This window comes from Cognatundibacterium rivi, assembly GCF_018139565.1.
Taxonomy (GTDB): Bacteria; Pseudomonadota; Gammaproteobacteria; order Burkholderiales; family Burkholderiaceae_D; genus Undibacterium; species Undibacterium rivi.
This window is the reverse complement of the sequence record NZ_JAGSPK010000001.1, coordinates 272,347-298,218: the sequence shown is the minus strand read 5'-3', so window position 1 is coordinate 298,218 and position 25,872 is coordinate 272,347. Positions and strand designations below refer to the sequence as shown.

Annotated in this window: 24 protein-coding genes; 16 read left to right on the top strand and 8 right to left on the bottom strand. The window is 52.2% G+C overall.

From position 1 onward, the window contains the following. Positions 1 to 28: 28 nt before the first annotated feature. The 10 genes from KDM87_RS01290 (at position 29) to KDM87_RS01245 (ending at position 9,598) form a co-directional block, all read left to right on the top strand. Positions 29 to 667, top strand: coding sequence for a LysE family translocator (locus KDM87_RS01290; protein ID WP_212677422.1), 639 nt, complete (start codon positions 29 to 31; stop codon positions 665 to 667). Between the two features lies 1 nt (position 668). Further along, a complete protein-coding gene (gene rsmB, locus KDM87_RS01285; RefSeq protein WP_212677421.1) occupies positions 669 to 2,081 on the top strand; it encodes a 16S rRNA (cytosine(967)-C(5))-methyltransferase RsmB in 1,413 nt (470 codons plus the stop codon). A gap of 56 nt (positions 2,082 to 2,137) precedes the next feature. Beyond that, positions 2,138 to 2,725: a DUF4390 domain-containing protein gene (locus KDM87_RS01280; RefSeq protein WP_212677420.1), complete on the top strand. Its 588-nt coding sequence runs from the start codon at positions 2,138 to 2,140 to the stop codon at positions 2,723 to 2,725. Beyond that, entirely contained in the window at positions 2,722 to 5,076 is a 2,355-nt protein-coding gene (locus KDM87_RS01275; RefSeq protein WP_212677419.1) for a sensor histidine kinase, read from the top strand. Before KDM87_RS01280 ends, KDM87_RS01275 begins: the two co-directional genes overlap by 4 nt. Before the next feature lie 99 nt (positions 5,077 to 5,175). Then, complete coding sequence (locus KDM87_RS01270) at positions 5,176 to 5,898, top strand: response regulator (RefSeq protein WP_212677418.1); 723 nt, start codon at positions 5,176 to 5,178, stop codon at positions 5,896 to 5,898. After that, positions 5,861 to 6,280 (top strand): GTPase, encoded by a 420-nt coding sequence (locus KDM87_RS01265; RefSeq protein WP_329604876.1) that lies wholly within the window; start codon positions 5,861 to 5,863, stop codon positions 6,278 to 6,280. Before KDM87_RS01270 ends, KDM87_RS01265 begins: the two co-directional genes overlap by 38 nt. 145 nt (positions 6,281 to 6,425) lie before the next feature. Next, positions 6,426 to 6,683 (top strand): BTH_I0359 family protein, encoded by a 258-nt coding sequence (locus tag KDM87_RS01260; protein WP_186883964.1) that lies wholly within the window; start codon positions 6,426 to 6,428, stop codon positions 6,681 to 6,683. A 137-nt stretch (positions 6,684 to 6,820) separates the two neighbouring features. After that, positions 6,821 to 7,699, top strand: coding sequence for a xanthine dehydrogenase accessory protein XdhC (xdhC, locus tag KDM87_RS01255; RefSeq protein ID WP_212677417.1), 879 nt, complete (start codon positions 6,821 to 6,823; stop codon positions 7,697 to 7,699). A 5-nt stretch (positions 7,700 to 7,704) separates the two neighbouring features. Then, positions 7,705 to 8,733, top strand: a complete 1,029-nt coding sequence (locus KDM87_RS01250; protein WP_212677416.1) for an adenosine deaminase — start codon at positions 7,705 to 7,707, stop codon at positions 8,731 to 8,733. A 334-nt stretch (positions 8,734 to 9,067) separates the two neighbouring features. Further along, positions 9,068 to 9,598, top strand: coding sequence for a DUF6985 domain-containing protein (locus KDM87_RS01245; protein ID WP_212677415.1), 531 nt, complete (start codon positions 9,068 to 9,070; stop codon positions 9,596 to 9,598). Positions 9,599 to 9,694: 96 nt separating this feature from the next. On the opposite strand, the gene KDM87_RS01240 is transcribed toward KDM87_RS01245, so the two are convergent. The 4 genes from KDM87_RS01240 to KDM87_RS01225 form a co-directional block, all read right to left on the bottom strand. Next, positions 9,695 to 10,786, bottom strand: a complete 1,092-nt coding sequence (locus KDM87_RS01240) for a porin (RefSeq protein WP_212677414.1) — start codon at positions 10,784 to 10,786, stop codon at positions 9,695 to 9,697. Between the two features lie 91 nt (positions 10,787 to 10,877). Then, a complete protein-coding gene (gene uraD, locus KDM87_RS01235; RefSeq protein ID WP_212677413.1) occupies positions 10,878 to 11,396 on the bottom strand; it encodes a 2-oxo-4-hydroxy-4-carboxy-5-ureidoimidazoline decarboxylase in 519 nt (172 codons plus the stop codon). After that, positions 11,393 to 12,358 (bottom strand): allantoinase PuuE, encoded by a 966-nt coding sequence (puuE, locus tag KDM87_RS01230; protein ID WP_212677909.1) that lies wholly within the window; start codon positions 12,356 to 12,358, stop codon positions 11,393 to 11,395. The genes uraD and puuE overlap by 4 nt, the downstream gene beginning before the upstream one ends. An 8-nt stretch (positions 12,359 to 12,366) precedes the next feature. Beyond that, the gene (locus tag KDM87_RS01225) at positions 12,367 to 13,074 is read right to left on the bottom strand and encodes a GntR family transcriptional regulator (RefSeq protein ID WP_212677412.1); all 708 of its coding nucleotides are present in this window, start codon (positions 13,072 to 13,074) and stop codon (positions 12,367 to 12,369) included. Positions 13,075 to 13,387: 313 nt separating this feature from the next. On the opposite strand from KDM87_RS01225, the gene uraH reads away from it, so the two are divergent. The 6 genes from uraH (at position 13,388) to KDM87_RS01195 (ending at position 19,344) form a co-directional block, all read left to right on the top strand. Then, positions 13,388 to 13,741, top strand: a complete 354-nt coding sequence (gene uraH / locus KDM87_RS01220) for a hydroxyisourate hydrolase (RefSeq protein ID WP_212677908.1) — start codon at positions 13,388 to 13,390, stop codon at positions 13,739 to 13,741. A 193-nt stretch (positions 13,742 to 13,934) separates the two neighbouring features. After that, a complete protein-coding gene (locus KDM87_RS01215; protein ID WP_212677411.1) occupies positions 13,935 to 15,140 on the top strand; it encodes a urate hydroxylase PuuD in 1,206 nt (401 codons plus the stop codon). A 28-nt stretch (positions 15,141 to 15,168) separates the two neighbouring features. Further along, positions 15,169 to 16,179, top strand: coding sequence for an allantoicase (alc, locus tag KDM87_RS01210; RefSeq protein WP_212677410.1), 1,011 nt, complete (start codon positions 15,169 to 15,171; stop codon positions 16,177 to 16,179). A gap of 30 nt (positions 16,180 to 16,209) precedes the next feature. Continuing rightward, positions 16,210 to 16,704: an ureidoglycolate lyase gene (locus KDM87_RS01205; RefSeq protein ID WP_212677409.1), complete on the top strand. Its 495-nt coding sequence runs from the start codon at positions 16,210 to 16,212 to the stop codon at positions 16,702 to 16,704. Positions 16,705 to 17,506: 802 nt separating this feature from the next. Beyond that, complete coding sequence (locus tag KDM87_RS01200; RefSeq protein ID WP_212677408.1) at positions 17,507 to 18,715, top strand: M20 aminoacylase family protein; 1,209 nt, start codon at positions 17,507 to 17,509, stop codon at positions 18,713 to 18,715. A 50-nt stretch (positions 18,716 to 18,765) separates the two neighbouring features. Beyond that, a complete protein-coding gene (locus KDM87_RS01195; RefSeq protein ID WP_212677407.1) occupies positions 18,766 to 19,344 on the top strand; it encodes an ATP-dependent Clp protease proteolytic subunit in 579 nt (192 codons plus the stop codon). 188 nt (positions 19,345 to 19,532) lie between these two features. Here KDM87_RS01195 and KDM87_RS17905 read toward each other — a convergent pair whose 3' ends face one another. The 4 genes from KDM87_RS17905 to KDM87_RS01175 all read right to left on the bottom strand — a co-directional run bounded on the left by KDM87_RS17905 (position 19,533) and on the right by KDM87_RS01175 (position 25,872). Next, on the bottom strand, positions 19,533 to 21,287 hold the full coding sequence (locus KDM87_RS17905; protein ID WP_212677406.1) for a methyl-accepting chemotaxis protein: 1,755 nt from the start codon (positions 21,285 to 21,287) through the stop codon (positions 19,533 to 19,535). Positions 21,288 to 21,680: 393 nt separating this feature from the next. Next, entirely contained in the window at positions 21,681 to 22,094 is a 414-nt protein-coding gene (locus KDM87_RS01185) for a type 2 periplasmic-binding domain-containing protein (RefSeq protein WP_212677405.1), read from the bottom strand. A gap of 10 nt (positions 22,095 to 22,104) precedes the next feature. Next, on the bottom strand, positions 22,105 to 23,295 hold the full coding sequence (locus KDM87_RS01180) for a hypothetical protein (protein ID WP_212677404.1): 1,191 nt from the start codon (positions 23,293 to 23,295) through the stop codon (positions 22,105 to 22,107). 309 nt (positions 23,296 to 23,604) lie between these two features. After that, positions 23,605 to 25,872, bottom strand: a complete 2,268-nt coding sequence (locus KDM87_RS01175; protein WP_212677403.1) for a TonB-dependent receptor — start codon at positions 25,870 to 25,872, stop codon at positions 23,605 to 23,607.

Genomic DNA, 25,872 nt, shown 5'->3' with positions numbered 1-25,872 from the left:
CGCCAACTGAATCACCTGGGAAATAAGTATGGAACAATTTGGCATCATTCATTTTGGTTTGTTTTGTCTGGCAGTGATGTTGCTCAATGCAACGCCCGGGCCTGATACCGCCTACATCGTTGGGCGCAGTATCGCTCAGGGTCGCACAGCAGGCCTCATTTCTGCGCTCGGCATCTCGGTTGGCTGCCTGTTTCACGCGTTCGCATCAGCATTCGGCCTGACCGCAATCATTGCCACCTCGGCGCTCGCCTTCACCATCATTAAGCTGGCAGGCGGTGCCTATCTGATTTACCTTGGTGTCAGGATGTTGTTCAGCAAACCAGCCGTCTTGATTGCACGTTCAACCGAACCGGAGCGCCGCCCGCTGCAGAAAATTTTCTGGCAAGCGGTACTGACCAATATTCTCAATCCGAAAGTAGTGCTGTTTTTTCTGTCGTTTTTTCCGCAATTTGTTTCAACCGATGCGAATCACAAAACATCGGCATTTCTGCTGCTCGGCGCCACCTTCGTCCTGATGAGTACGCTCTGGAATAGCGGTACGGCCTTTCTGGCTGGTACACTAGCGCGCCGCGCAAGTCAGAATCCCCGCTACAAACTCTGGCTGGAGCGCTTTGTCGGAACAGCATTTGTCGGTCTGGGAATCAAATTGCTACTCACCAAACAATAATATGCACGAACAACCAAGAAAAATCCTCGGCAAACCTGCCATCAAACCTGCTCGTACAGTCGCTGCGGCGCCTGAAGCTCAGCCACCAGCGCCACTGCTGGAGCTGAAGCCGGATTCACTGGCTTTCAGCCTTTCCGGTGCGGCTCAGGCGGTTGCTTATGTGCTCGAAGGCATGGCGCTGCCACAGGCCTTAGCAAAAGTTTTTCTACAAACCAATGCATTGCCGCAGGCGCGTGGCGCGATGCAGGATATTTCTTACCGGACGATGCGTCAGGTCGGACGGGTGGATGCTCTGCTCAAAGCCATGACAAATAAAGCGCCAGAACCGGCGCTGTTGTACGGCTTGCTCTGCTGCGCCCTGACTTTGCTGGTGAAAAATGAAGGTGAAGACGCGCCGTATGAAGATTTTGTAGTGGTTGATCAGGCCGTCACTGCCGCCAGCGCCAATGCTCACATGGTATTTGCCAAAGGCATGGTGAACGCGGTGTTGCGCCGCTATCTGCGTGAAAAAGAAGAATTACTCAAGCTCGTCATGAAGCAACCGGCGGCGGTCTGGAATTATCCGCAGTGGTGGGTAGACCAGACCAAAGCAGCCTATCCGGATGACTGGCAAGCGATCTTAACGGCCGGCAACCATGCCCCGCCGCTGACCTTGCGCGTGAACCGCCGTCTCACCAGCACCGCCGCCTATTTGCAATTATTGGCGGAACAGCAAATTGAGGCGTCACAGATTGGGCCGTTTGCGGTGCGTCTGGCCAAGCCTTTGCCAGTCAGCAGTATTCCAGGCTTCGAAGACGGCATGGTTTCGGTGCAGGATGCAGCAGCACAACTCGCCGCACCGCTATTGGACGTACAAGACGGGATGCGGGTGCTCGATGCCTGTGCGGCACCGGGTGGTAAAACCTGCCATGTATTGGAACTCGCCGATGTCAATCTGCTGGCGCTGGATATCGATCCTTTGCGCGTCAAACGCATACAGGAAAATCTGAGCAGGTTGAAATTATCAGCGACCATCAAAGAAGGCGATGCCAGCCGTTCTGGCTGGTGGGATAACAAGGCATTTGACCGGATACTCGCCGATGTCCCCTGCACCGCGTCGGGCGTCGTACGCCGTCATCCGGATAGCCGCTGGTTACGCCGCAAGACCGATACCGCGCAACTCGCCGCCTTATCGTCGCGTATTCTCGATAATCTGTGGCGTATGCTGGCACCCGGCGGCAAAATGCTGATGGTTACCTGCTCAATCTGGCCAGCCGAATCGGAAGCACAGGCTGCCGCCTTTGTCGCACGGCATGGCGCCATCCGGCTTGATGCACCAGGTCAATTATTGCCAACTATGGCCAATCCGTCCGATGCAAACAACGAACATGACGGTTTGTTCTATGCCTTGTTTCAAAAACCCGGGCAAAGCTAACGGAAAACACACGCTTCAAGTTATCATTGGGGCTACGATTTTTATTTCCTGATTGCATGCTCCTTCGTCTGAACGATCACCTACGCCGCTTAGCGCTGACACTTGTGTTAGCGCTATTGGCGTTGCTCATCGTCCCGGCGGTGCATGCGGCAGAAGCCGAAGTTACCTCAGCCAGAATCGAAGCAAGTGATGAAGGCTACCGTCTGGCAGCCAGCTTTTCGTTCGAACTCAGCCATGCGCTGACCGATGCGATCGCCAAAGAAATTCCGATCTCATTCACCACAGAAGTCGAGCTGACCCGTCCCCGCTGGTACTGGTTTGATGAAAAAACCATACGCGCGGTGCAAACTGTCCGTATCGGCTACAACCCCTGGACAAGGCAATACACCGCCACGATTAATCAGGGCTTGCAACAGAATTTTGCCACGCTCGAAGACGCGCTCGCGCTGGTACTGCGGCCACGACGCTGGGTCGTCGCCGATAAAGGCACACTGACCGCCGGTGCAGTCTACAACGTCGCCGTCAAACTGAAGCTCGATCTGAGTTATCTGCCCAAGACCTTCCTGATTACCTCGCTCAATAACAGCGACTGGCGCTTCTCTTCAGACTGGAAACGCTTTACCTTCAAGGCTGAAGACAAGTGACAAGATTTTTGCGGTATGCCTTGATTATCGGCGGTGCTCTGATGAGTATCCTGCTGTTTTTACTGACGACCGCTTCTGAAAATTCCGCCAATTTTGAGCCTTACTATGGCTGGCTGCTTGGTGCCAATGCCGTCGTCGCCTCCGCTTTATTACTGCTGATCTCCGCCTTGGTATGGCGTTTATTCAGCCGTTTCCGCAGCCGTGAATTCGGTTCCAAACTGATGACGAGGCTGGTATTGCTGTTTGCGCTGGTCGGCATACTGCCGGGCTCAGTCATCTATGCGGTATCCGTCACTTTCGTGTCGCGCTCAATAGAATCCTGGTTTGACGTCAAAGTAGAATCTGCTCTGGATTCCGGCAAAAATCTCGGTCTGGCAGCACTCGATTTTCTGCTGGCCGATCTGCAGGCAAAAGCACGTGAAATGGCGAGTGAGTTATCAACACCGTCAGACACGCCTTTATCTATCAAATTATCGCGCCTGCGCGAACGGGCGCTGGTGCAGGAAGCCACGATCGTTAACAGCCGCGGCAGACTGGTTGCTACCGCCAGCCAGAATTTTGGACGGCTGGTGCCGGAGCTGCCAACGTCAGACATGCTGCGGCAAGCACGTAATTCGCGCATCTTTGCTGCCATCGATGAAAAAATTAATACGCCGGACCCCGCCGAGGCGAATAAAAATACCGGGTTGAGCGACGCAAAACGTCCGATTCTTCCACCGGAGAACAATAAAACCCTGCGTTCGCGTGTGGTCATACAGTTGCAGGCAAGTGATATGGCGCTGTCGTTGCAGCGGGAAACCTATTTTCTGCAGCTGATACAACCGGTTCCCTCAAATCTGGCAGCGCATGCCGAAGCTCTGCGCAATGCATCGACCGAATATCAGTTGCGTTCGCTGGGCCGGGGCAGCCTGAAAACAATGTATATTTTTACGCTGACGCTGACCTTGTTACTGGCTATTTTTGCCGCTATTGCCAGTGCCTTCCTGATTTCCGGCGAGCTTGCGCGTCCCTTGCTGTTGCTGGCGGAAGGAACGAAAGCCGTCACCGAAGGGGATTTTTCACCACGCCCTATCGTCACCAGCACGGATGAACTGGGCAGCCTGACGAAATCGTTTAACACCATGACACGCCAGTTATTCGACGCCCGTGCCGCTGTCGAAAAAAACCGTAGTGAACTGGAAAATGCCAAAGCCTATCTGGAATCGGTGCTGGCCAATATGTCGGCAGGCGTGATGGTATTGGATCAGGCGGGTCATCTGGTAACGTGCAACGAATCCGTCGAACGCATATTGCAACGGCCATTAGAAGCAGAGATCGGCCAGCCGCTGGTGGATATCAATGGCATGCATGAATTTGCCAATGCCATCGACAAAGCCTTTTCAGAACAGCACGCACAATCGGCCGCCGGTGGTAAAGAGCAACAGGAACACTGGCAACAACAAATTGAAGTGCCGCGTCCTGATGCAGTCAAAACAGCAGAGCCAGCCTCGGGCGCGATGCCAAATGACGATAAACAGACGATTACGCTGCTCGCCCGTGGCTCACATTTGCCGGTCGGCGCAGGCAACGGTTATGTCATTGTGTTTGATGACATCAGCAACATCATCTCCGCGCAGCGCTCCATTGCCTGGGGCGAAGTGGCGCGACGGCTGGCACACGAAATTAAAAATCCACTGACGCCGATACAATTATCCGCAGAACGTCTGCAAATGAAATTGCAGGACAAGCTCAACGAAGCGGATGTCGCGATTCTGAATAAGAGCACAACGACGATAGTGAATCAGGTGTCATCGATGAAGCGCATGGTCGATGACTTCCGCGATTATGCGAAAACACCGCCAGCCGTCTTGTCGCAACTGGATCTCGGTGAGCTGATCGATGAAGTGCTGCATCTGTATCTGGCGGGCGATGACCGCGATATCATCCGCCTGCATCTGGCACCGGATTTACCGAAAATTATGGGCGACGCAACGCAACTGCGCCAGGTCATCCATAACCTGTTGCAAAATGCACAGGATGCCGTTGCCGATCATCCGCAGTCCGACGTGCCGCCACGCATCGATGTGACCACCGAAGTCGTTCATTACAGCAGCAAAGCGCAGGACGTCTGCTGCGCAGTGAAGCTGTCAATTATCGATAACGGCCCCGGATTTTCCAGCAAAATTCTGGCGCGTGCATTCGAACCTTATGCCACATCGAAACCGCGCGGAACCGGATTAGGACTTGCCATGGTGAAGAAAATCATCGACGAACACGGTGGTCGTATCGATATTCAGAATCGTAGTGATACAAACGGTGCAAAAGTAGCGATTTTGCTGTTAAAGTTAGCACCAGACTCAAAAACAGCATGAACAGGCTGATTTCCATTCGACATTAACGAAGATTAATGCGGAAGAGTAATGCGGAAATAAGAAAGACAAAAACCACAAGGGCAGTAATAGGGTAGATTTATGGCAAATATTCTGGTCGTAGATGATGAAATGGGTATCCGGGAATTACTCTCGGAAATTCTGGGAGATGAGGGACATGTGGTGCAACTCGCGGAAAACGCGCAGCAGGCACGACTGGCCCGACAGGAAGCAAAACCCGATCTGGTGTTATTGGATATCTGGATGCCGGATACCGATGGCGTCACCTTACTTAAAGAGTGGCAGCGCGACGGTTTGCTGACCATGCCGGTGATCATGATGTCGGGTCATGCAACCATCGATACAGCTGTCGAAGCAACCCGTATCGGTGCGTTAAACTTTCTGGAAAAACCCATTGCGCTGCAAAAATTACTCAAAGCCGTGCAACAAGGGCTGACCCGTACACCAGAACCTGTGCGCCCTGCAGCGCCAGCATTGCGCGTCATCAGCAGCGACCACAACCACCCCAGCCTGACGCAGGGCGGCATACAGGCAAGCAGCGGCACCTTTGAATCACGCCAGTTCAATGCTGCACCGGCCGCAGCGAGTGCGCCGGCCAATCAATTCGCCAGTCTGTCGTTTGATTTACCTTTACGCGAAGCCAGAGATGCGTTTGAACGGATTTATTTTGAATATCATTTAAATCGCGAAGGCGGCAGCATGACGCGCGTTGCTGAAAAAACCGGCCTCGAACGCACCCACCTTTACCGCAAACTCAAACAACTCGGTGTCGAGTCTGTCAAATACGCCAAACGCGGCGAATAATCTGCAAACTGCCGTGCCGCTGACGCTCGTCAGCGGTGGCAGCTATCGCCAGCGGGAAGCACGGATCGCTGCCTGTATCGGCCACGATCAGAAACATGCGGAAAGCATCGGCCGCATCGCCGTCCTGCTGGAAGGTTTGCCTGAAGGCGATCTGCTGCTGAGCGATACACAACAACTCCATTTACAAAGAATTGCCCCCGGCTGTTTTTGCTGTATCGGTAATCTGACCATGCGGGTCAGCCTCAACCGGGCGCTCCGGCAAAGACCCCAACACATTTATCTCGGCGTTGCCAGTAGTGAGCATCTCGACAATCTCAGGCTGACTTTACAACAAGCACCCTACGATCAGTTACTGACAACAGAAGAATCTGTTGCCCTGTAAATTTTCGGAATAAACTAAAGCTATTCATCGCGGCACCGTAACCTCTATCAGGCAGCACGTTTTTTGCTTACTTGAAATTTGCTACCGTCAGCACCATGTCCGGTTTATATGAGGAAGTCATTTCTCCAGCCAGAAAGGATGCAAAATGAATCTTATTTATAACAGCGAAAATTACAGCGTCGTTGAATACAGTGAAGATGCTGAGCACGAGGCTCTGCGTTTTGGCGGCTATGAAATTACCGACAAAGCAGTACGTCGCGAATGGTTTATCGGTGGTCCGCAGGCGCTGAATTTCCGGCACGGCGTCACCGAGCTGATCGCGAGCGAACCCAGCATAGAAGAAATCGACGATTTTCTCGGTCAATTTGATGGCTATATGCGGCAAAGCGTTCTGCTGCACTGACCCACCGTAATATCCCCCCGCCTATACACGGCATCAGATGCCGTGTATATCCGTACCCCGGCAAGCTGCTATCTTGCTGTTTTGCTGTTTTTGCTATTCAGCGCCACCCAATACCACCCAATAACCTGGTCATGCCCATGAACACGCATACAAGCTGGCTGGAAAGTCTGCAAGCGCTGCCAGAGAATGCGCCTGCGGTCCTGATCACAGTCACTGCCGCCAAAGGCTCGACGCCGCGCGGCACCGGCACGCGCATGCTGGTCACGGCGCAGCAGCAGTACGACACGATAGGCGGCGGTCATCTTGAATGGAAAGCCATTGCGCATGCGCGTCTGTGGCTGGCGGAAAGCGCTGCGCATAATTCCACCACCCGCCATCTCGATCTGGCGCTTGGCCCCAGTCTTGGTCAATGTTGTGGCGGCGCGGTCAGCATCATGCTCGAACGCACCGATAGCTGGACGTCCGAACAAAAGCTGGCGCGCTATGCCGAATTTCAACAACAGCAAGCGCAATTACCGCATCTGTACCTGTTCGGTGCCGGTCATGTCGGTAGCGCGCTGGTCAATGTATTACAGCAAACCCCTTGCCGCATTACCTGGGTCGATGAGCGCGACCATTTGTTTCCGGCGTATTTACCATTATCGGTACAAACGGAAGCCACTGACTGCCCGGAAGCTGTCGTCGTTCACGCCGAAGCAGGCGCTTACTTTCTTGTTATGACCCACCACCACGGTCTGGATTTTCTGCTGAGCGAACACATCCTGCGTAAGAATGATGTCGCCTGGTTCGGTCTGATCGGCTCGCAAACGAAACGCGCCCGCTTTGAGCATCGTTTGCGTGAGCGCCAGATAAACGCCGCCCGGCTGGCGACCATGGTCTGTCCGGTCGGTATTGACGGCATCACTGGCAAAGAACCCGGAGTCATCGCCATTGCGATTGCGGCACAGTTATTGCAACTCTGGGCGAAGACACCTACACTGCCGGACTTCGCCTCCATCACTCACACAGCGGAATAAACAGCATGAGTAACTCTTTACACGACTTTATCCGCGGCTTGCCGAAAGCCGAACTCCATTTACACATCGAAGGCTCGCTGGAGCCGGAAATGATGTTCGAGCTGGCAGGGAAAAACGGTGTCAGCCTGCCGTATGCCAGTGTCGAAGAAGTACGTGCCGCCTACGACTTTGAAGACCTGCAATCGTTTCTGAATCTGTATTACGCCGGTGCCGCCGTCTTGCAGACCGAGCAGGATTTCTTCGATCTGACCCATGCTTACATACAGCGCGCCCGCGCCGATCATGTCTGCCACGTCGAATTATTTTTCGATCCGCAAACCCACACCGAACGCGGCATCGCCATAGAAACGGTGTTTTCCGGTATTGCCCGCGCCTTGCGTGAAGCGAAAGCAGCATACGGTTTTTCCGGCAGCATGATTTTGTGTTTCCTGCGCCATCTGAGCGAGGAAAGCGCGCTCTCTACACTGGAAGCCGCCCTGCCGCTGCGCGATGCGTACGCCGACGTCTGGACCGGCGTCGGTCTGGATTCCGCCGAAGTCGGCAATCCGCCGGAAAAATTCGCCCATGTATTCACAATCGCGCAGGCGATGGGTTTCCGGCTGGTCGCCCATGCCGGTGAAGAAGGCCCGCCAGCGTATATCCACAGCGCGCTGGATGTGCTGGAAGTCGAACGCATCGACCACGGTGTACGGGCGGAAGAAGATCCGGCGCTGATGCAGCGTTTAAAAACCAGCCGCATTCCGCTGACGGTCTGCCCGCTGTCGAATCTGAAATTATGCGTCGTGAAGGATTTGCGCGAACACAATCTGGCGCGCATGTTGCGTGATGGCTTATGTGTGACGATCAATTCGGATGACCCGGCGTATTTCGGCGGCTATATGAACGCCAATTTCATCGCCACCGCCGACGCACTGCAGTTGAGTCGCGAAGAACTGGTGCAACTGGCGCGGAATAGTTTTGAAGCGTCCTTCGTCTCAGATGCGCAGAAAAAAATCTGGTACGACGCGCTCGATGCCTATCTGAAAGCTGCCTGAAACATCCTTAAAAACAGAAAAATGGGGGAGTATGTGTGAAAATCACCTTCATCTCCCCATAAATAAAGGGCTTTAAAATATACTGGTGGGAGTATATTTCAGGCGTAAAACCCCGGTTTGGCGGCTTTCAAGGCGCACGCAGCGCGTCTTCAGTGAACGCCGCTACCGGCAAATGCAGGCATTTTCTTGCCGCCGACCAGCTCTGTCCTGCATCAACCACGCGCGAATTAGCTCACCGTCCGGGTGGATATATTGATAAAATGCGTCGCCCGGACTGATCAGCGCCACGGCATCTGTAGGCGCTGCACCTCACGCCTGTTTTTATGGAATCCCTATGCAAATCCCTCCACTCGGCACACTGATCAAAGACGAAGAAAATGACTGGCTGATCAGCGACGCGTTTAACATCGCGGCGTTCAACAATACGCCATGTGAATTTCTGATCGAAGGCTATGAAACCGATCCGCATCCCCAAGATTTTTCTGACGCGATCAGCAATTTCATCACGCTCAATAGCAGCGCGCTGAAGGCTGCAGAAACGCCGGTTTTTAACTACTATCTCGATTGGGCACGTCTGGCGAAAGCGGAAGGTCTGCCCTGCGTAGAAATCACCAATCCGGAAGAGATCTGGCAGCACATACAATTTGGTCATGAAGCGCTGGTGTGCCGCCGCAGCAATGGTGACCGCGCGGTGTATGTGTTATTCGAATGCGACTGCGACTGGAATCAGGAAGATGGTTTGCAAATCGTCTTCAAACATGGCAACCAGGTCAGCAAGGTCGGCCCGTTTGATGACTTTCTGAGTAATGAAGATGTGTATGGTCTGCCGGAACTCGATAAAGTGATCTATCAAAGCCCGGGTTAAACAAGGTGTGCAGCAGGCTTGCTGCTCAATCGCATCACCATAAAAAAAACCGCATGATTCATGCGGTTTTTTTGTTTTATACCTGACGACTGAACATCAGAAACGATGACGGATACCGGCAGCAACGCTGGTTGCACGGTCAGCCGTATTGAGTTTGTCGCTCATCACTAAAGCATAGACATCAGTGCGTTTCGACAGGTTGTAATCATAGCCTGCAGAGAAAGTATCACGCTTCAGATCTGCACCAACCAGGCTGCCTGTGCGTTTGGTATTCGCAAACGCCAGCAAAATGTCGCCACCGCCAGCCGGTGCTTTCACACCCAGACTATAAGTTTTGTCGTCCAGCGATTTTGGGCTGGTCGTGTCATCTTTGCTGGAAGAATAGGTCGCAAACAGTTTTGCTGCGGTCAGGTCATAGCTACCGGCAACAAAGTAAGTTTTCTGATTGTTGATCGACGCATAATTCACAGGAGCTGCTGTCGCGTCCATGATCGCGCCACCGCTGAGTGGATTGCTGACCTGCACCTGATGGTAGTAAGCACCCAGAGCAAGTGGGCCATTGAAATACAAGGCATTGATACCGACGTTTTTAGTACCGGTGCTGCCTGCTTTTTCACCAAACTGGTAATGCACATTCGCGCTCAGACCATCAAAATTCGGTGTCGTGTAAACGATCTCGTTACTCCAGCCAGAGTCACCTGCTGCTGAATTTGCCCAAGTACGGGCAGCATAATTACCGCTGGAAACCCAGGTATGCAATACCAGTGGCGAGAAGGCGAAAGAGTCGCCAAACGGATTGAAAATCACGGTAGGCAAAAAGCTTGGTGCCAGACCGCGACCCAGCGATACTTTACCGAAAGAGCCAGACAAACCTACGTTCGCATCACGTGAAAACATGGTGTCGCCGCTGAAACGGCCAGAGGCGCCGGTATCTGCCTGCAGGAAACTGGTCAATGCGAAATCAGCTTTCAAACCACCGCCCAGATCTTCAACGCCTTTGAAACCGATCCACGATGTGGTCATGCCGCCGCTGTTGACGACAGCCTGACGACCACTGTCGCCACTGTATTTAACGGAACCCAGAGTCACGTCGAGCAGACCTTCGACGGAAACCTGTGATTGTGCATAGGCGCCACCGGCAAGCAGACAAGACACTGCCAACACCATACTTTTCAATTGAAATTTCATCGGTTTTCCTTAATTGATGTGATAAAAAATTGTTTCGTATGCGGTGACTGGCAATCAGCGTCGCGCCCTGTACAGCGGGTTTGCGGTGTTTTCAGGAGCTGATGAGATCAGCCAGCCGGAATTCCCCGATACGGATAATCTGTTCTATGCATTCCCGCATTTCGTCGGCGCGACTGGCAGCCAGACGTTGCGTGAAGTTGCGGATAATACTTTGCCGGTCATGATTGCGTACAGCGATGATGAACGGAAAGCCGAATTTTTCGTTATATTCGGCATTTAAACGTTGTAACTGCGCAAATTCCTCTGCGCTGCACTGAGTCAGGCCGGCACCGCTTTGCTCACGGCTGGATTCCGCCGTCAGCTCGCCGCGTACCGCGGCTTTTCCCGCTAATTCAGGATGCGCGCGGATCAGTTTCAGTTGCGCACTTTCCGCCGCGGTTCTGACTGCTTCTGCCATCGCCTGATGTAAGGCCGCGCTGCTGACAAATGGCCGCTGCGCGACAACTGCCTCTGCCACCCACGGCGAATGTTCAAAAATACCGCCCAGCACATCGACAAATACCTGTGCCGAACACTGGTTCAGTTCATCCATACTGTAAGTCTTGCTCATGCTGCCGCTCCTGCAGCGTCTGCAGCTTTTGGCTGGTAAGGATGCGTCTTCATCCAGTGCTGCGCAATATCGATGCGGCGGCAGATCCAGACCTTGTCGTGTTCCTGTATGTAATCCAGAAAACGCTGCAAAGCGCGGAAACGCCCGGGCCGCCCCAGCAAGCGGCAGTGCATGCCGACCGACAGCATTTTCGGCGCGTTATCGCCATCCGGATCGCCCTCTGCATACAGCACATCAAAACTATCTTTTAAATACGTATAAAAATGCTCAGCCGTATTAAATCCCTGCGGCGTGGCAAAACGCATGTCGTTACTATCCAGCGTATAAGGCACTACCAGATGCGGCTGCCGCGCACCGCTACTGATGCTGACTTCGGTCCAGAATGGCAAATCATCGCCATAGTAATCAGCGTCATAAGTAAAGCCACCGTGCTCAACCAGCAAGCGCCGCGTATTCGGCGAATCGCGCCCGGTGTACCATCCCAGCGGCGCGGTGCCTGTCAGTTCACGCATGATCTGCACCGCCTGTTGCATGTGTTCGCGCTCGATTGCCTCATCCAGATTCTGGTAATGTATCCAGCGCAATCCATGGCAGGCGATTTCATGCCCGAGCGCGCCAAATGCCTGCGTCAGTTCGGGATGCCGCTGCAACGCCATCGCCACGCCGAACACCGTCAGCGGCAAACCGCGTTTTTCAAATTCGCGCAAAATCCGCCAGACACCGGCGCGCGAACCGTATTCGTAAATCGACTCCATCGACATGTGCCGCGCCTCATATGCAGCGGCACCGACGATTTCTGATAAAAACTGTTCGGATGCCTGGTCGCCATGCAGCACACAGTTTTCACCGCCCTCCTCGTAATTCAGAACAAATTGCACCGCAATTCTTGCCTGACCCGGCCATTGCGCATGCGGTACCTGCGCTCCGTAGCCAATCAGGTCGCGTGGATAAGCTGCTGTCATATTCATCATTAGTGACTCCGTGAATGCCCGAGAACGGCTTTTAAATCAAAACCCTTGCCAGCATTTTTCGGCGTGCGACACGCACACTGATGCAAATGTTGTGCCATTGCGTGCAAGGCTGCTTTTTTATCCTGACGCTCCAATGCCGTCAGCACCTGAAAATGCTCGTCAAAGGAACAGGGGCGCGTTGTCGCTACGTCCGTGCTGGAAATCATCAGCGTCGTGCGCGATACCAGGCGGCGCAGCATATCGACCAGTAAATCATTGCCACTCAGACGCGCGAGGGCAATATGAAAATCGGCCGACAAACGTATCCATTGCGGCCGGTTGCCGCTTTCGTAGGCATCCCGCTCACGTTCAACCATGCGCCGCAGTTCTGCGATCGCGCTGGCATCCGCCTGTTGCAGAACTTTTTCCAGCGCCAGCTGTTCCAGTGTCTGGCGCAATTCAAACATATCCTGCGCCTCTTTTTCGCCCGGGCTGGCAATAAACGCACCACGGTTGGGCTCCAGATCGACCAGCCCATCCGATGCCAGCTGACTCAGTACCTTGCGCACCCCGTGTCTGGCCATCTGGTAAATCTGGCTCAGAGATTGCTCAGTCAGTTTGGTCCGTGCCGGTAAACGATGATCCATGATCGCATCGTAAATATCGCGATACATGTGTTCTTCCTTCTCCGCCAGTGTCGATGTGTGACGTGTTTCAGATGCATTCATACTGGATGAAAAATAGAAATAATGAGGTGTATTTAATCATGATTGTCGACAATATTAAATATGCAGTCGTATCCTTTACCCAATCAATTACATAAATAACTGTTTTTATTCAATTTTATTTATTTTCATTTGACAGGCTTAAATTATGGCAATTAAGATTGTCGACAATATTTTCAAATCAATGAAACAAGACTTACGCAAAGTGATGCCGGCAAGGTATGGTGATGAAGACAGTACAAATAGTACAAATGGTGCTGCCGCGAGCCAAACACCATCGGGGCAGCTTTGCGTCAGTCCTATGAATAAGGAACACATGGGACGCCTGACCACACATGTACTCGACACTGCCCACGGCAAGCCCGGGCGGGGCATAAGCGTTGCGCTGTATCGTATCAGCCAGCAGCAACGCAGCCTGCTTTGCGAACGCGTCACCAATGCCGATGGCCGCTGCGATCAGCCTTTACTCGACGGCGATGCAATGCAAGCCGGCACCTACGAACTCGATTTCGACATCGGCACTTATTTCGCCGGACTGGTACCCGATCTGCCGCAACCACCGTTTCTGAGCATCGTGACTTTGCGCTTTTCTGTTGCCGACGCACAGGCGCATTACCACGTGCCCCTGGTCGCAACGCCGTGGAGTTATTCGACCTATCGCGGCAGTTAATTTGGTAGATGAGGTGGCAGACTCAACAGCCTCCTGGCAATGCTGATAATGCCTCTTCATCTGGGAAAAATAATCCGGGACAGGACTGACGCAATTTGTCCCGGCAAGGCATGGCGACGAAGACAGTACGAATAGTACGGCTAGGAGCCATAACGCCGCTGGGGCGATTTTGCGTCAGTCCTATAGGAAAAAAATGGAAGCATATTTATTCGACTGGGCCAATCTGTTGCTGCGCTGGCTGCATGTCATCGTTGCGATTGCCTGGATAGGTTCATCTTTTTATTTCGTCTGGCTCGACAACCATCTGACTGCACCTGGTGATCCGCAACTCCGGGCGCAAGGTGTCGGCGGTGAATTATGGGCGGTACATGGCGGCGGCTTTTACAACCCACAAAAATATCTGGGTGCCCCGCCGAAATTGCCGGAGCATCTGCACTGGTTTTACTGGGAGTCTTACAGCACCTGGCTGTCGGGATTCAGCCTGTTTTTGCTGGTATATATTTTTAATGCGCGCACTTATCTGATCGACCCATCGGTTGCCAACCTGACGCCTGCCGTCGCAATTGCAGCAGCCTTAGGTTTTCTGGCACTCGGCTGGCTGGTGTATGACTTGTTGTGTCGCTTATTCGGCAAGAATGAAAAGCTGTTGTCGGCATTGATTGTCGCTTACGTCATCGCCGCCGCCTGGGCTGCCTGCCATTTATTTTCCGGTCGCGCTGCATTTCTGATTACCGGCGCGATGATCGCCACCATCATGAGTGCCAACGTGTTTTTCTGGATTATTCCGGGACAGCGCAAAGTCGTGGCGGCGATGAAAGCCGGAGCCCCGGTTGATCCGGTGCACGGTCAGCGCGGCAAACAACGCAGTGTGCACAACACCTACTTCACGCTGCCGGTCTTGTTTGCGATGCTGTCGAATCATTACAGCATGACGTATAACCACGCACAAAACTGGCTGGTGCTGGTCTTGATCATGATTGTCGGCGTACTGGTACGACAATTTTTTATCCTGCGTCATAAAGGCAAAACCAGCCCCGTCTATCCGTTGCTGGCAATCGTCATACTTGCTGCGCTGGCGGCGTGGATGGCACCAAAATCCGCGCCTGTCAGCAGTACAAAAGAATCGCCGGCAGCGCAGTTTGCCCAGGTTCAGCAAGTGGTACAAGCACGCTGCATACAATGTCATGCAGAGCACCCGAGCCTGATGGAATTTCCTGCCAAAGGACTAATGCTCGATAAACCTGAGCAGATCAGGGCGGCATCGCAACTGATTTATCAGCAAGTGGTACAACAAAAGCTGATGCCACTGGGGAATCTGACGCACATCACCGACGACGAACGCGCTGTCATCGCGCGCTGGGTAGAAAACGGCGCGGCAAATACTGCTGCCGCAAAATAATCAAGAAAGTAATCGAGAAAGACATACTATGGCCATCATCACACTCGACCCGAATGCTCCTGAATTTACCCGTCGCTATCCGAATCTCGCAGATCCGCGGCTGGGCGCAAAAACACTGGCCTGCAGCGATGATTTTTTTGCCGAGATGGCGCGCATGCTCAATCCTGAACCCGCTGTCTTCATTCCCGGCAAGTACGATACCAACGGCAAATGGATGGATGGCTGGGAATCCCGTCGCAAACGGGTGAATGGCCATGACTGGTGCATACTGAAACTCGGCCGCGCCGGGATACTCAAAGGTGTCGATATTGACACCAGCCATTTCACTGGTAATTACCCGCCGGCTGCGGCGATTGAAGGCGTATTTCTCGCCAGTGGCGAGCCAGATGCGAACACGGTATGGCAAGAAGTATTACCGTCTGTGAACCTGCAAGGCAACAGCCATCATTACCACGATATTCAGAGCACACAAATATTCAGCCACCTGCGCCTGAACATTTATCCGGATGGCGGCGTCGCTCGTTTGCGCGTGTATGCACAGCCGGTCAACGATTGGGCCAACACCGATCCGCATGCGCTACACGATCTGATCGCGATGGAAAACGGCGGTTATGTAGTAGCGACAAACAACCAGCATTTCGGGCTGGCATCCAATCTGCTGATGCCGGGGCGCGGCGTGAATATGGGCGACGGCTGGGAAACGCGACGCCGGCGCGAGCCTGGCAATGACTGGTGCATCATCGCGCTGGCCCATGCCGGGATCGTGCAAAAAATCGAAGTCGATACCTGCCATTTCAAAGGCAACTATCCCGACAGCTGCTCGATACAGGCAGCGTCGATGGCAGGTGGCACCGACACTTCGCTGATCACGCAATCGATGTTCTGGCCTACGCTATTACCGCAACAAAAACTGCAGATGGATCATCAGCATTATTTTGCAGAAGAGCTGCAATCGTTGGGGGCGATCACGCATATTCGTCTGAATATTTTCCCGGACGGCGGTGTCTCGCGTTTGCGCCTGTTCAGTAAAATCGCCTGATAATTTTCATAAAATTACGCCGCCAACGACATGAAAAAACTTTGTATTTCCCCCCTGACACGGGCGGCGTTTGCGCCGTTTGGCGAAGTCATCATGACGGACGGCGCGCACCATTACCCAATTAATCAGGGCACAACCGAACGTTTTCATGCCCTCGCCTGCGCTGATACGCATAGCGAAAATGGGCAAACTATACTCAGCTTGTTTCGCGCGCAGCCACGTCAGTTACCGCTGCCAATCACCATTATGGAAAGGCACCCGCTCGGCAGTCAGGCCTTCGTGCCGCTGACACAAAATGAGGCAGACGAATATCTGGTGGTGGTCGCACCGGCGGGGGAATTTGATGAAAACAAGATGCAGGCATTTCTGTGCAAAGGCTTGCAAGGCGTGAACTACGCCAAAGGTGTCTGGCATCATCCTTTGATCGCCCTGCATAAAATCAGCGACTTCATCGTCATGGATCGCATCGGCCACGGTCACAACTGCGATGAAATCACGCTGGATGGCAGCTGGGTGCTGGCCTGAGAATTTCACGCACCGCGCATTCAATCAACATTAGTCGCACCCTGCGCTATTCTTTTCGCGCATCAGAGGAAAGGTGCTAACAAAAACGCAGGTAAAAAAATAGCCCGCTAAGAGCGGGCTTAAATCCAAACCTTAGGAGGTGTTGGAGGAGACAGGTGTAACTATATCGCACCGCAACAAATACGCAAACGACTATTTTTGCATATCAAACATTCACAAATCAGATATCTGAAAACGATAACAAATTACCTAGAAGAAATTCCAATCCGGTTTTTTATCGCTTTTATTGAATTTTTCGGCACTCACCGGAAAAAAAGACAAAAAAAACCCGCGACCTTGCGGTTGCGGGTTAAATCCAAACCTTAGGAGGTGTTGGAGGAGACAGGTGCAACTTTACTGCAGTGCAGCAAACATGTCTGCTTTATTTTCGATATATCAATCATCACCGCAAAGAATATCTGCACACCATGCGCTGCGAATGTTCGTTGAAGATGTTTGCTTATTCCGACCGCATGCGGATGAGTGAAACATCAGCACAACACACCCTTCCCCGACTCAGGATCAGTCAGCAGCCTTGGCGTCTGAACGTCTCAGGAGCACTTTGCTTGTTTTTATTCAAATTACACGTCGGTGCTGATGCCCGCCTCTTTGGAATCTGGTATCGTTCTCTCTGATGTGCGTGCTGCAGCCTATGCAGCGACAGACACCTCAAAAAAATAAATTGCGTTCTGCGGCGGCTGACGATTCAGTCCATTTATTTCGATAGCAGCCAGCACTCCAGCGACGCGATCCGGAGACTCGTATGAAACTGATAGATCCTATTGTTCAATTCCAGGCAGAAATTCAACAAATCCGCCGCGATATTCACGCCCACCCCGAGCTGTGTTACGAAGAACACCGCACCGCCAACGTCATCACGCGGCAATTACAACAGTGGGGCATTCCCGTTGTCACAGGTTTAGGCGGCACCGGCGTTCTCGGCATCATTAACAACGGTAGCAGTACGCGGGCGATTGGTTTGCGCGCCGACATGGATGCCTTGCCTATGCAGGAAATCAACAGTTTCGCGCACCGCTCTCAGCACGAAGGGAAAATGCACGCCTGCGGCCATGACGGGCATACCGCGATGCTGCTCGGTGCCGCGCATTATCTGGCGCAGCACCGTAATTTCGATGGCACTGTGTATCTGATTTTCCAACCGGCAGAAGAAGGCGGCGGCGGCGCTTCGGCGATGATCAATGACGGCCTGTTTGAAAAATATCCTATGGAAGCGGTGTTCGGCATGCACAACTGGCCGGGAATTCCCGCTGGCTCGTTCGGAGTGACACCAGGGCCGATGATGGCTTCATCAAATGAATTTTATGTCACGGTCAAAGGCAAAGGCGCACATGCAGCGCAACCGCATAAGGGCATAGATCCGATCATGATCGCGATACAGATTGCGCAAAGCTGGCAAACCATTGTCAGCCGCAATGCCAGCCCGCTGGAATCAGTGGTGCTGTCAGTCACGCAAATTCACGCCGGCAGCGCCACCAATGTGATTCCCGACGATGTGCAATTGGTCGGCACGGTGCGGGCCTTCAGCAACGAAATGATTGATCTGGTTGAACAACGCATGCGCGCCATTGCGACACACACGGCGGCGGCATTCGATGCCGAGATTGATTTTGAATTCCGGCGCAATTATCCGCCACTGATTAACCATCCGGTGGAAACCGCATTTGCAGCAGAAGTACTGCGTTCTGTGGTCGGTAATGAGCGCGTGAATGCGCAGACCGAGCCGACCATGGGCGCGGAAGATTTCGCGTTCATGCTGCAAGCGAAACCGGGCTGCTACGTCTTCATCGGCAACGGCGAAGGTGATCATCGCGATGCCGGTCATGGCCTCGGCCCCTGCAATCTGCATAATCCCAGTTACGATTTCAACGATGATCTGCTGCCTATCGGCGCGACTTACTGGGTCAGGCTGGCAGAAACCTACTTGAAAAAAGCCACCGACGCAGCCATCTGAGACAGCAGACAAGCTACAATTTCAACCTTCATAACCGGACACGATTTCACATGGCAGACGAAAAAGACAATAACGACGTACAACGCAGCCCCTTCCTCGAAGAGAAAGCATTTAAATCCCGCACCGTGCTGGTTTTCGGCACGATCAACGATAAACTCGCGGCCGATGTCAGCAAGCGCCTGATCGCGCTGGCGGCTGAGTCGAAAGACCCGATCACTTTGCTGGTCTCTTCACCAGGCGGTCATGTTGAATCCGGCGACGTGATTCACGACATGGTCAAATTCATCGATGTGCCAGTGAATATGGTGGGTACCGGCTGGGTCGGCAGCGCTGCCGTCAGCGTTTTCCTGTCTGTGCCAAAAGAACGCCGTGTCTGCCTGCCGAACACACGTTTCCTGATTCATCAACCTAGCGGCGGCTGCGGCGGGCAGGCAACAGATATCGCGATTCAGGCGCGCGAAATCGTCAAAGTGCGTGAACGTATCTCGGCATTGATCGCGCGTGAATCCGGTCAGACGCTGGAACGCGTGACGAATGATATCGATCGCGATTACTGGATGAGCGCAGAAGAAGCACTGGAATACGGTCTGATCTCACGCACCATCGTCAAACAAAGCGACATCGCTTAATTGCCGCGCATCTTATTTCTTAGGTTGGCGGGCTTCTCAGGGGGGTAAATATACTCCCCCCAGTATATTTTGAAGCCCTTTAAATATAAGGAGATAAGAGGTAAATACTAAAAAAGCAGGGGGAGTATATGCTCCACCCTGCTTTTTTTACGCTACGGCTGTGCCTGCCAGTACAAGCCCAAGCAACATCAAAACTCTTCCCAGTCTGCTGTGTCGCCGGTTTTTTCAACTGCTTTCGCTGTTCGCTGTGGACTTTGCCTGAGACTGGCTGGCGCAGGTTTGATGGCCGTGCTGTGCACTTCCTTTTTGCCCGGCTTTGCCATCGTCCTTTTTGCCGCATCGGCGGTATTGCGATTGACCAGCAGCGCAGATGCGTTCGGCGCCGCCGTCTGACTCTGATCTAATTTGAACACGCTGACGACACTGCTGAGTTTTTCGGCCTGCCCCTGCAATCCGGCAGCGGCAGCGGCGGCTTCTTCGACCAGCGCCGCATTTTGCTGCGTCAGCGTATCCATATTGGTAATCGCGTCATTGATCTGCGCGATACCAGCACTTTGTTCCTGACCGGCTGCCGTAATCTCACTGATCATGTCGCTGACGCGCCGCACACTGGCCACCACTTCGGTCATCGTGTCGCCCGCCTGATCCACCAGCCGCGTACCTTGTGCGACTTTATCGACAGAATCATTGATCAGCTCTTTGATTTCTTTCGCCGCACTGGCAGACCGTTGCGCCAGATTGCGCACTTCCGACGCGACCACCGCAAAGCCGCGCCCCTGCTCACCGGCGCGCGCCGCTTCCACCGCAGCATTGAGCGCGAGAATATTCGTCTGAAACGCGATGCCATCAATCACGCCGATGATGTCGACGATCTTGCGTGAGGACTCGTTGATCGACCCCATGGTCTGCACCACTTGCGAAACCACGTCGCCGCCTCTTTGCGCCACGGCCGAAGCGGAATCCGATAACTGATTCGCCTGGCGCGCATTGTCTGCATTGTGGTGAATCGTTGAAGTGATTTCTTCCATGGAGGACGCGGTTTCTTCGAGCGAACTCGCCTGACTTTCGGTACGCCCCGACAAATCCAGATTGCCTTGCGCGATTTCTGTCGCAGCAATGGTGATGTGATCCGTTCCCTGCCGCACTTCGCTGACCACCTTCAGCAAGTTGTCGTTCATGTCTTTTAAGGCTTGCAACAACATACCGGTTTCGTCTTTACTGCTGGCTTCAATGTGACTGGTCAGGTCGCCAGACGCAACCGTCTGCGCGACTTTTACCGCATTCATCAGTGGTCGCGATACCAGACGGGCGATCCAGAAAGACAATGCCAACCCCAGTACAACACAGATTGCCAGCGCGACTAAAATCAGCGAGCGAGCCGTTTCATACACCTGCGTGCTATGTTCGTACGCAGCGATGCCGCCGTCAGACTGAATTTTCACCATCTTATCGACATGATCACGCAACAGCGTATTCGCTTTCGATGAGGCCGTGCGTAGCAGGCTGACGGCCTCAGTCTGATTGCCGGCTTTGGCAGCGGCAATCATCTTATCGGTGATCTGCAAATAGCCCGCCATCAGCTTTACATATTCATCGTAATTTGCCTTCTCTGCCGCACTCGTCATCATGCGGCTGTAATCCGCTTCGATCTCGCGCAATCCGCTAATCGCTTCCTTTGTTCTGGTAATGTATTTTTCAACTTCCTCAGGATTTTCGGCAAACACCATTTGCGCCTCTTGCGAACGTATGCGCGAGACACGTTCCTTGATGCCCATCGCCGCTTTGACGCTGGGCATCCAGTTCTCCCCCAGGTCTCTGGCTGCTGTGTTGACCTGCGCAAGTTCAGTCACAGAAAAAATGCCGATGAAAATTGTGATCAACAACAAACAGAGCGAACTGATTAAGAGCTTGACAGATATTTTCAGATCATAAAAAAACGACATAGCTTACTCCGGAAGTAATGTTGATATGGCGCGCAGCAAATGCAGAATGCGTCTGCCGCGATGAATCAGTACAACGGAAAATGCAAGTCAGGTACGACAAGGACTGAAGAACGGCAGACGAACAAAACAACTGTTCGCCTGACACATTGGTGGAGCATATTTGTATTGCGGGACAATTTCATGCGAAGCTCCGGAACAGGATCAGACATCAAAATTGCGACAAATATCGAAAAGACTTTGTGTGAAATTTGGAAGAAGTAACGCTGGAATAAAAAAACCGCGATGCGCTCCAGCGCTTTTTCAACACACAGAAAAGAGACTAACTGTTAGTGACTAAAAAAGCAAAAGGGGAAAAGCAACAATGCTTTTCCCCTTTTTCAATTCAGACGACGATTATTGCAAGGTAGTAATAACCTTGACCGTGGAATCGACTGCCGATTTTTCGATATAGCCAATGCCGGTAGGATTAGCCGCAATCGCTTTTTTCACTTCAGCTGCAGACTGGTACTCTTTTGGTGCAGCGGCCTTACCCGTAAACACCAGCTTGGACCAGATCGCTTTCACTTCAGATAAATCTTTACCTGCTACTTTTTTATAGAAGTCGGCGCGTACCGGTGAATTTTCTGGCAGATCAACCGGTGTAAACATCGGGGACTTTCCCAGAAAGAACTGTGATGCCTGTGCTGCCGTCATCGCCGTCGCCGGGTTCGCCGGATTCACGATCACGACGATATCAGAGGCGCACACACTCGCTGCAACAGAGGAAAACGCTGCGGCAAGCATGACTTTTTTCAAAAATGTTGTCATCGCCATCTCCTCAGAATACAAAATCAACTGCAGCAGCAAACACGTTTACCGGACCTTTAAAGCCAGGTTTTGCGTTGATGAATACGCCATTGCCGTTATCTGGAGACATACGATCAAATTGCACTTTTAATGCCGCCGATTTATGGAAGTCCCAGCGTACGCCGATGCTGTTGCTGGTCTGAATCGGGGAAGCGGAAGCCAGTGCATTTGCACCTGCTGTGTAAGCCAGCAAAGGACCGGATGTCGGTGTTCCGGCAACCGTTCTGGCGCTATCCTGTTTTGCTGAAGCATGCACAAAATACGGCAGGAAACTGCCTGTACGGTAACCAAACATGGTGTACCACGAAGTCGTGTCTGCCACAGCCAGACTACCGGATTTACGCTTGCCGTATTCCGCCTGCACAACGACGTTTTTCCAATCCACGCCCAAGCCCAGAGAAGTGAACGACGCTTTAGTATCCTTTACCGCAATCGCATTCGCGGCGCTGGTGTAGCCATATTTATTCAGGCCGCTGACCAGTGTGTTCAGATTGACAGAATTATCAACAGACACGTTTGTATCAACACGACCAAAACGCACCGTGAACGGGCCGTTTTCCAGTGTCACGTTGAAGCTGGAAAGCTTTTTAAATTTCGCTTTGTAACCTGGGCTTTCGTTTTCGGTCACACCGTAAGCCAGTTGCGAAGAAATGTTGGTTTCACCAACGGCAGTCTGGTAAGTCGCATCAACACCATCAATGCTTTCCAGCAAAACCTGAGTGTACATCTCGACTGGTGGACGCAACATCGTGTTGGCATAGCCAACATTGCGATAATCAGAAATCATGTAGACAGGTAAGCCCATGCGGCCAACGCGCACGCTCAACTGATCATTCACTTTGGCTTTGGCAAATGCCCATGCCAGCTCTGCACCAAAATTATCGGTCACGTTTTTACGTACCAGCCCCTGACCAGTAAAAGACAACCAGTCAGTTGCTTTTGCCGTCACCTGAATCCCGAAATTGGAATCCACGCCTGTTTTTGCACCTGTTGTCACACCAGCCAATTGATTCGGGCGCGCAAATTCTGCATCCGATGTATTCGTGCGTGTCAGAGCCGCGGTACCGAAGCCGCTGATCGTTACATTAGAACTGTCGTCAGCCCATGCAGCGGATGCTGCGACTGACATTGCCACTAAGGCAGTTAAAGTTTTTAATTTCATGTTTCCTCCTCGTAATGAAATAATTCTAGCCTTCAGAATTATTTCCACAAAGAAGCAAAAATGATGAAAATTAGCCAATCATCGTACCAATTTAGCGCCAATATTTAATAGAAACATCGAAAATATAGATTTTTTCCCTATGGTGAAGAGCAGTTCAGATGGCTTGAACAGGGATGCTGCAAAATCAAAAAAGCCGATTAGAGCGATATTTCCATTTCACGATTTCTTACAAATCCGTTGCTTATTCTCTACACAGAAAACGAGAAATAAGCCACGGATTTAAAAGTAAAAATACGGAGAGAATGTTGATCAAAAATCAGCGCTGACAGACAAGCTCCAGCTGCGTGCAGGCTGGAAAGTGTATTGATCGAAAGCGACGCCTTTGCTATTGGCTGAGACCGCAGTCACATCCTGTTGATCAAACAGATTATTGATTCCTAATTGTGCCTTGACGTTTTTGACCAATGCGCCAACGGCTTTCCAGCGATAACCTATCGTCAGATCGGTCGTCATGTAAGAAGGCATTTTGTAAGCAGCCGGCTCACCGTCTTTTGCGTATTGCGTGCCGACATTTTTAGCGATCAGCGAACCATACAAGCCATTGGCTTTATACAAGAGCCCCAGCGCACTGGTGCTCTCCGGCGCTTTCGCCACTTGCAAGCCTGTGTCCTTCGCTTTCGCACTGTTGAGCGACGCATTAGCATGCACCGAGAAGCCACTACCGATGTAATACGTAGCCGCTGCCTCGATACCTTTGTAAACAACGCCGCCCTGGTTGTAATACACCAGATCATTACCACTGCCAGTGGAGGCAATCTTATTGTCAAAGTCGATGTAGTAAATGTCGGCATCCAGCGTCAGATTACGCGACTGATGCACCGTACCCAGCTGATAATTCGTTGAGGTCTGCGCTTTCGGCGTGCTCAGGTTTGGGTTGTTCACATAAAACATGGACAGATCCGGCACCAGAAAACCTTTGGCGATCTGCGCATATGCAGACCATTCTTTATTCACGCTGTAATTCGCGGTCAGGAATGGCAAGGTTGAGGTGTAAGTTTGCTCTGCAGTCGTTGCAATCCGTGTGCCCTGATTCACAGGGGCATCGATTTCGCGTTTGAAATGCATGTATTTCACACCCGGTGTGATCGTTAAATCTGGTGCGGCATTCCATTCAAATTCAACGAAGGACTGATACTGCTTCCACGAAGAACGCTGTTCGTAAGACACGCTTTTCGGTGCAGTTGATTCTTTAGGATTGGGCAAGCCCAGAGTCCAGTCCAGATCATAAGTATGGCGGTTGGTATTGGAACTTTCCAGCCAGACACCGGCACGCAATAAACCCGCATCAAATTGATTAGTGGCTTTGAAAATATCGCCGTTCACACGATACGCATTGAGCTTGTTGTAACCCGGAACATTCTTATTTCCAGTAGCACCGGCTTTAGTGCCATTAGCGGTTGCACCGCTGGCATCCTGACCGGAATAGGTATCGTTGTTATACGAATAGGTGTAGAGCGTATTGTCGATATTCCAGCCAGCGAACTTCGATTGCAAACGGATATAGTCAAAATCCGTGGTTTTGTAGTTGAAGTTATAGCCGTAATAATTCTGGCTCGTAGGATCATTGTTCAGAGCATAGTTTTTACCAAACTGAGCAACCTGATTCAACGTCACTCCCGCTTTATCCGGGACATAGCTATTGATCTTGTTATAGGTGGAAAACACTGTCAGCACAGTATCCTGACCAAGATTACGCTGGAATTTAAACTGGTAATTATCTTCGGTAACGCTGCTGTAAGTCAGATAACCATCGGATGTCAGACGCGAGGCATTAAACATCATCTGCGCATTGCCAAAGTTCGACAACAAACCGCTGTCAACCTGCGCACCATACATGCGGGTATTCCATGAGCCAAACGTCGAATATGGGGTGAAATTAAAATCTGACGCTAATTCTTTAGAGAACAAATTGATAGAGCCACCAAACGTCGCTTGCCCCAGATTGCTGGCATTGCCCGGGCCGCGCTCAATCACCATGCCGCCGATGATACGTGCCGGGAAATAAGACGTTGAATGATGCGTAGGATTATTCGTATCACCGAAAGGGACACCGTCATACGTCATGTTGTATTCGCCATCCTGAAAACCACGTAACGTGACTTTGGATTCGGCAAGACCGGGACCATTCGCAGACACGCCGGAACCCACACTCGGCGCAATCCGCGCAACGGCATTGAAATCAGCCAGATCGGTCACCGATTGTTCAATAAACGTCGCCGTAATAATCGATTGTGGCTGCGTCGCCTTCAGTGAGCTTTGTACCGGAGCACGATTACCGACACTCGAACCACTGATCACAACCCGTGATTTGATCGCTTCCGCATCCAGCGCTGAATCAGATTCAACTGTGCTTTCAGTTTTAGGCACTGACTGCGCCTGAGCGTGGTGCGCAACCATCAGCGTGATGGCGAACACAACCTGTGCTGAGATCAGCTTGCGTGTCAATTGTTGTTGGGATTGTTGCTGAATTCGTTGCGTAATTTGTTGCGTAATTTGTTGCTTGTGCCGGGACATCAT

Coding starts and splice junctions, on each gene's coding strand:
- KDM87_RS01245 (WP_212677415.1), top strand. CDS start 9,068: ATGCAAATCCCTCCACTCGGCACACTGATCAAAGACGAAGAAAATGAC.
- KDM87_RS01195 (WP_212677407.1), top strand. CDS start 18,766: ATGGCAGACGAAAAAGACAATAACGACGTACAACGCAGCCCCTTCCTC.
- KDM87_RS01290 (WP_212677422.1), top strand. CDS start 29: ATGGAACAATTTGGCATCATTCATTTTGGTTTGTTTTGTCTGGCAGTG.
- puuE (WP_212677909.1), bottom strand. CDS start 12,358: ATGACAGCAGCTTATCCACGCGACCTGATTGGCTACGGAGCGCAGGTA.
- uraH (WP_212677908.1), top strand. CDS start 13,388: ATGGGACGCCTGACCACACATGTACTCGACACTGCCCACGGCAAGCCC.
- alc (WP_212677410.1), top strand. CDS start 15,169: ATGGCCATCATCACACTCGACCCGAATGCTCCTGAATTTACCCGTCGC.
- KDM87_RS01180 (WP_212677404.1), bottom strand. CDS start 23,295: ATGAAATTAAAAACTTTAACTGCCTTAGTGGCAATGTCAGTCGCAGCA.
- KDM87_RS01280 (WP_212677420.1), top strand. CDS start 2,138: ATGCTCCTTCGTCTGAACGATCACCTACGCCGCTTAGCGCTGACACTT.
- KDM87_RS01270 (WP_212677418.1), top strand. CDS start 5,176: ATGGCAAATATTCTGGTCGTAGATGATGAAATGGGTATCCGGGAATTA.
- xdhC (WP_212677417.1), top strand. CDS start 6,821: ATGAACACGCATACAAGCTGGCTGGAAAGTCTGCAAGCGCTGCCAGAG.
- KDM87_RS01225 (WP_212677412.1), bottom strand. CDS start 13,074: ATGAATGCATCTGAAACACGTCACACATCGACACTGGCGGAGAAGGAA.
- KDM87_RS01200 (WP_212677408.1), top strand. CDS start 17,507: ATGAAACTGATAGATCCTATTGTTCAATTCCAGGCAGAAATTCAACAA.
- KDM87_RS01250 (WP_212677416.1), top strand. CDS start 7,705: ATGAGTAACTCTTTACACGACTTTATCCGCGGCTTGCCGAAAGCCGAA.
- KDM87_RS01205 (WP_212677409.1), top strand. CDS start 16,210: ATGAAAAAACTTTGTATTTCCCCCCTGACACGGGCGGCGTTTGCGCCG.
- KDM87_RS17905 (WP_212677406.1), bottom strand. CDS start 21,287: ATGTCGTTTTTTTATGATCTGAAAATATCTGTCAAGCTCTTAATCAGT.
- KDM87_RS01185 (WP_212677405.1), bottom strand. CDS start 22,094: ATGACAACATTTTTGAAAAAAGTCATGCTTGCCGCAGCGTTTTCCTCT.
- uraD (WP_212677413.1), bottom strand. CDS start 11,396: ATGAGCAAGACTTACAGTATGGATGAACTGAACCAGTGTTCGGCACAG.
- KDM87_RS01215 (WP_212677411.1), top strand. CDS start 13,935: ATGGAAGCATATTTATTCGACTGGGCCAATCTGTTGCTGCGCTGGCTG.
- KDM87_RS01260 (WP_186883964.1), top strand. CDS start 6,426: ATGAATCTTATTTATAACAGCGAAAATTACAGCGTCGTTGAATACAGT.
- rsmB (WP_212677421.1), top strand. CDS start 669: ATGCACGAACAACCAAGAAAAATCCTCGGCAAACCTGCCATCAAACCT.
- KDM87_RS01175 (WP_212677403.1), bottom strand. CDS start 25,872: ATGATGTCCCGGCACAAGCAACAAATTACGCAACAAATTACGCAACGA.
- KDM87_RS01240 (WP_212677414.1), bottom strand. CDS start 10,786: ATGAAATTTCAATTGAAAAGTATGGTGTTGGCAGTGTCTTGTCTGCTT.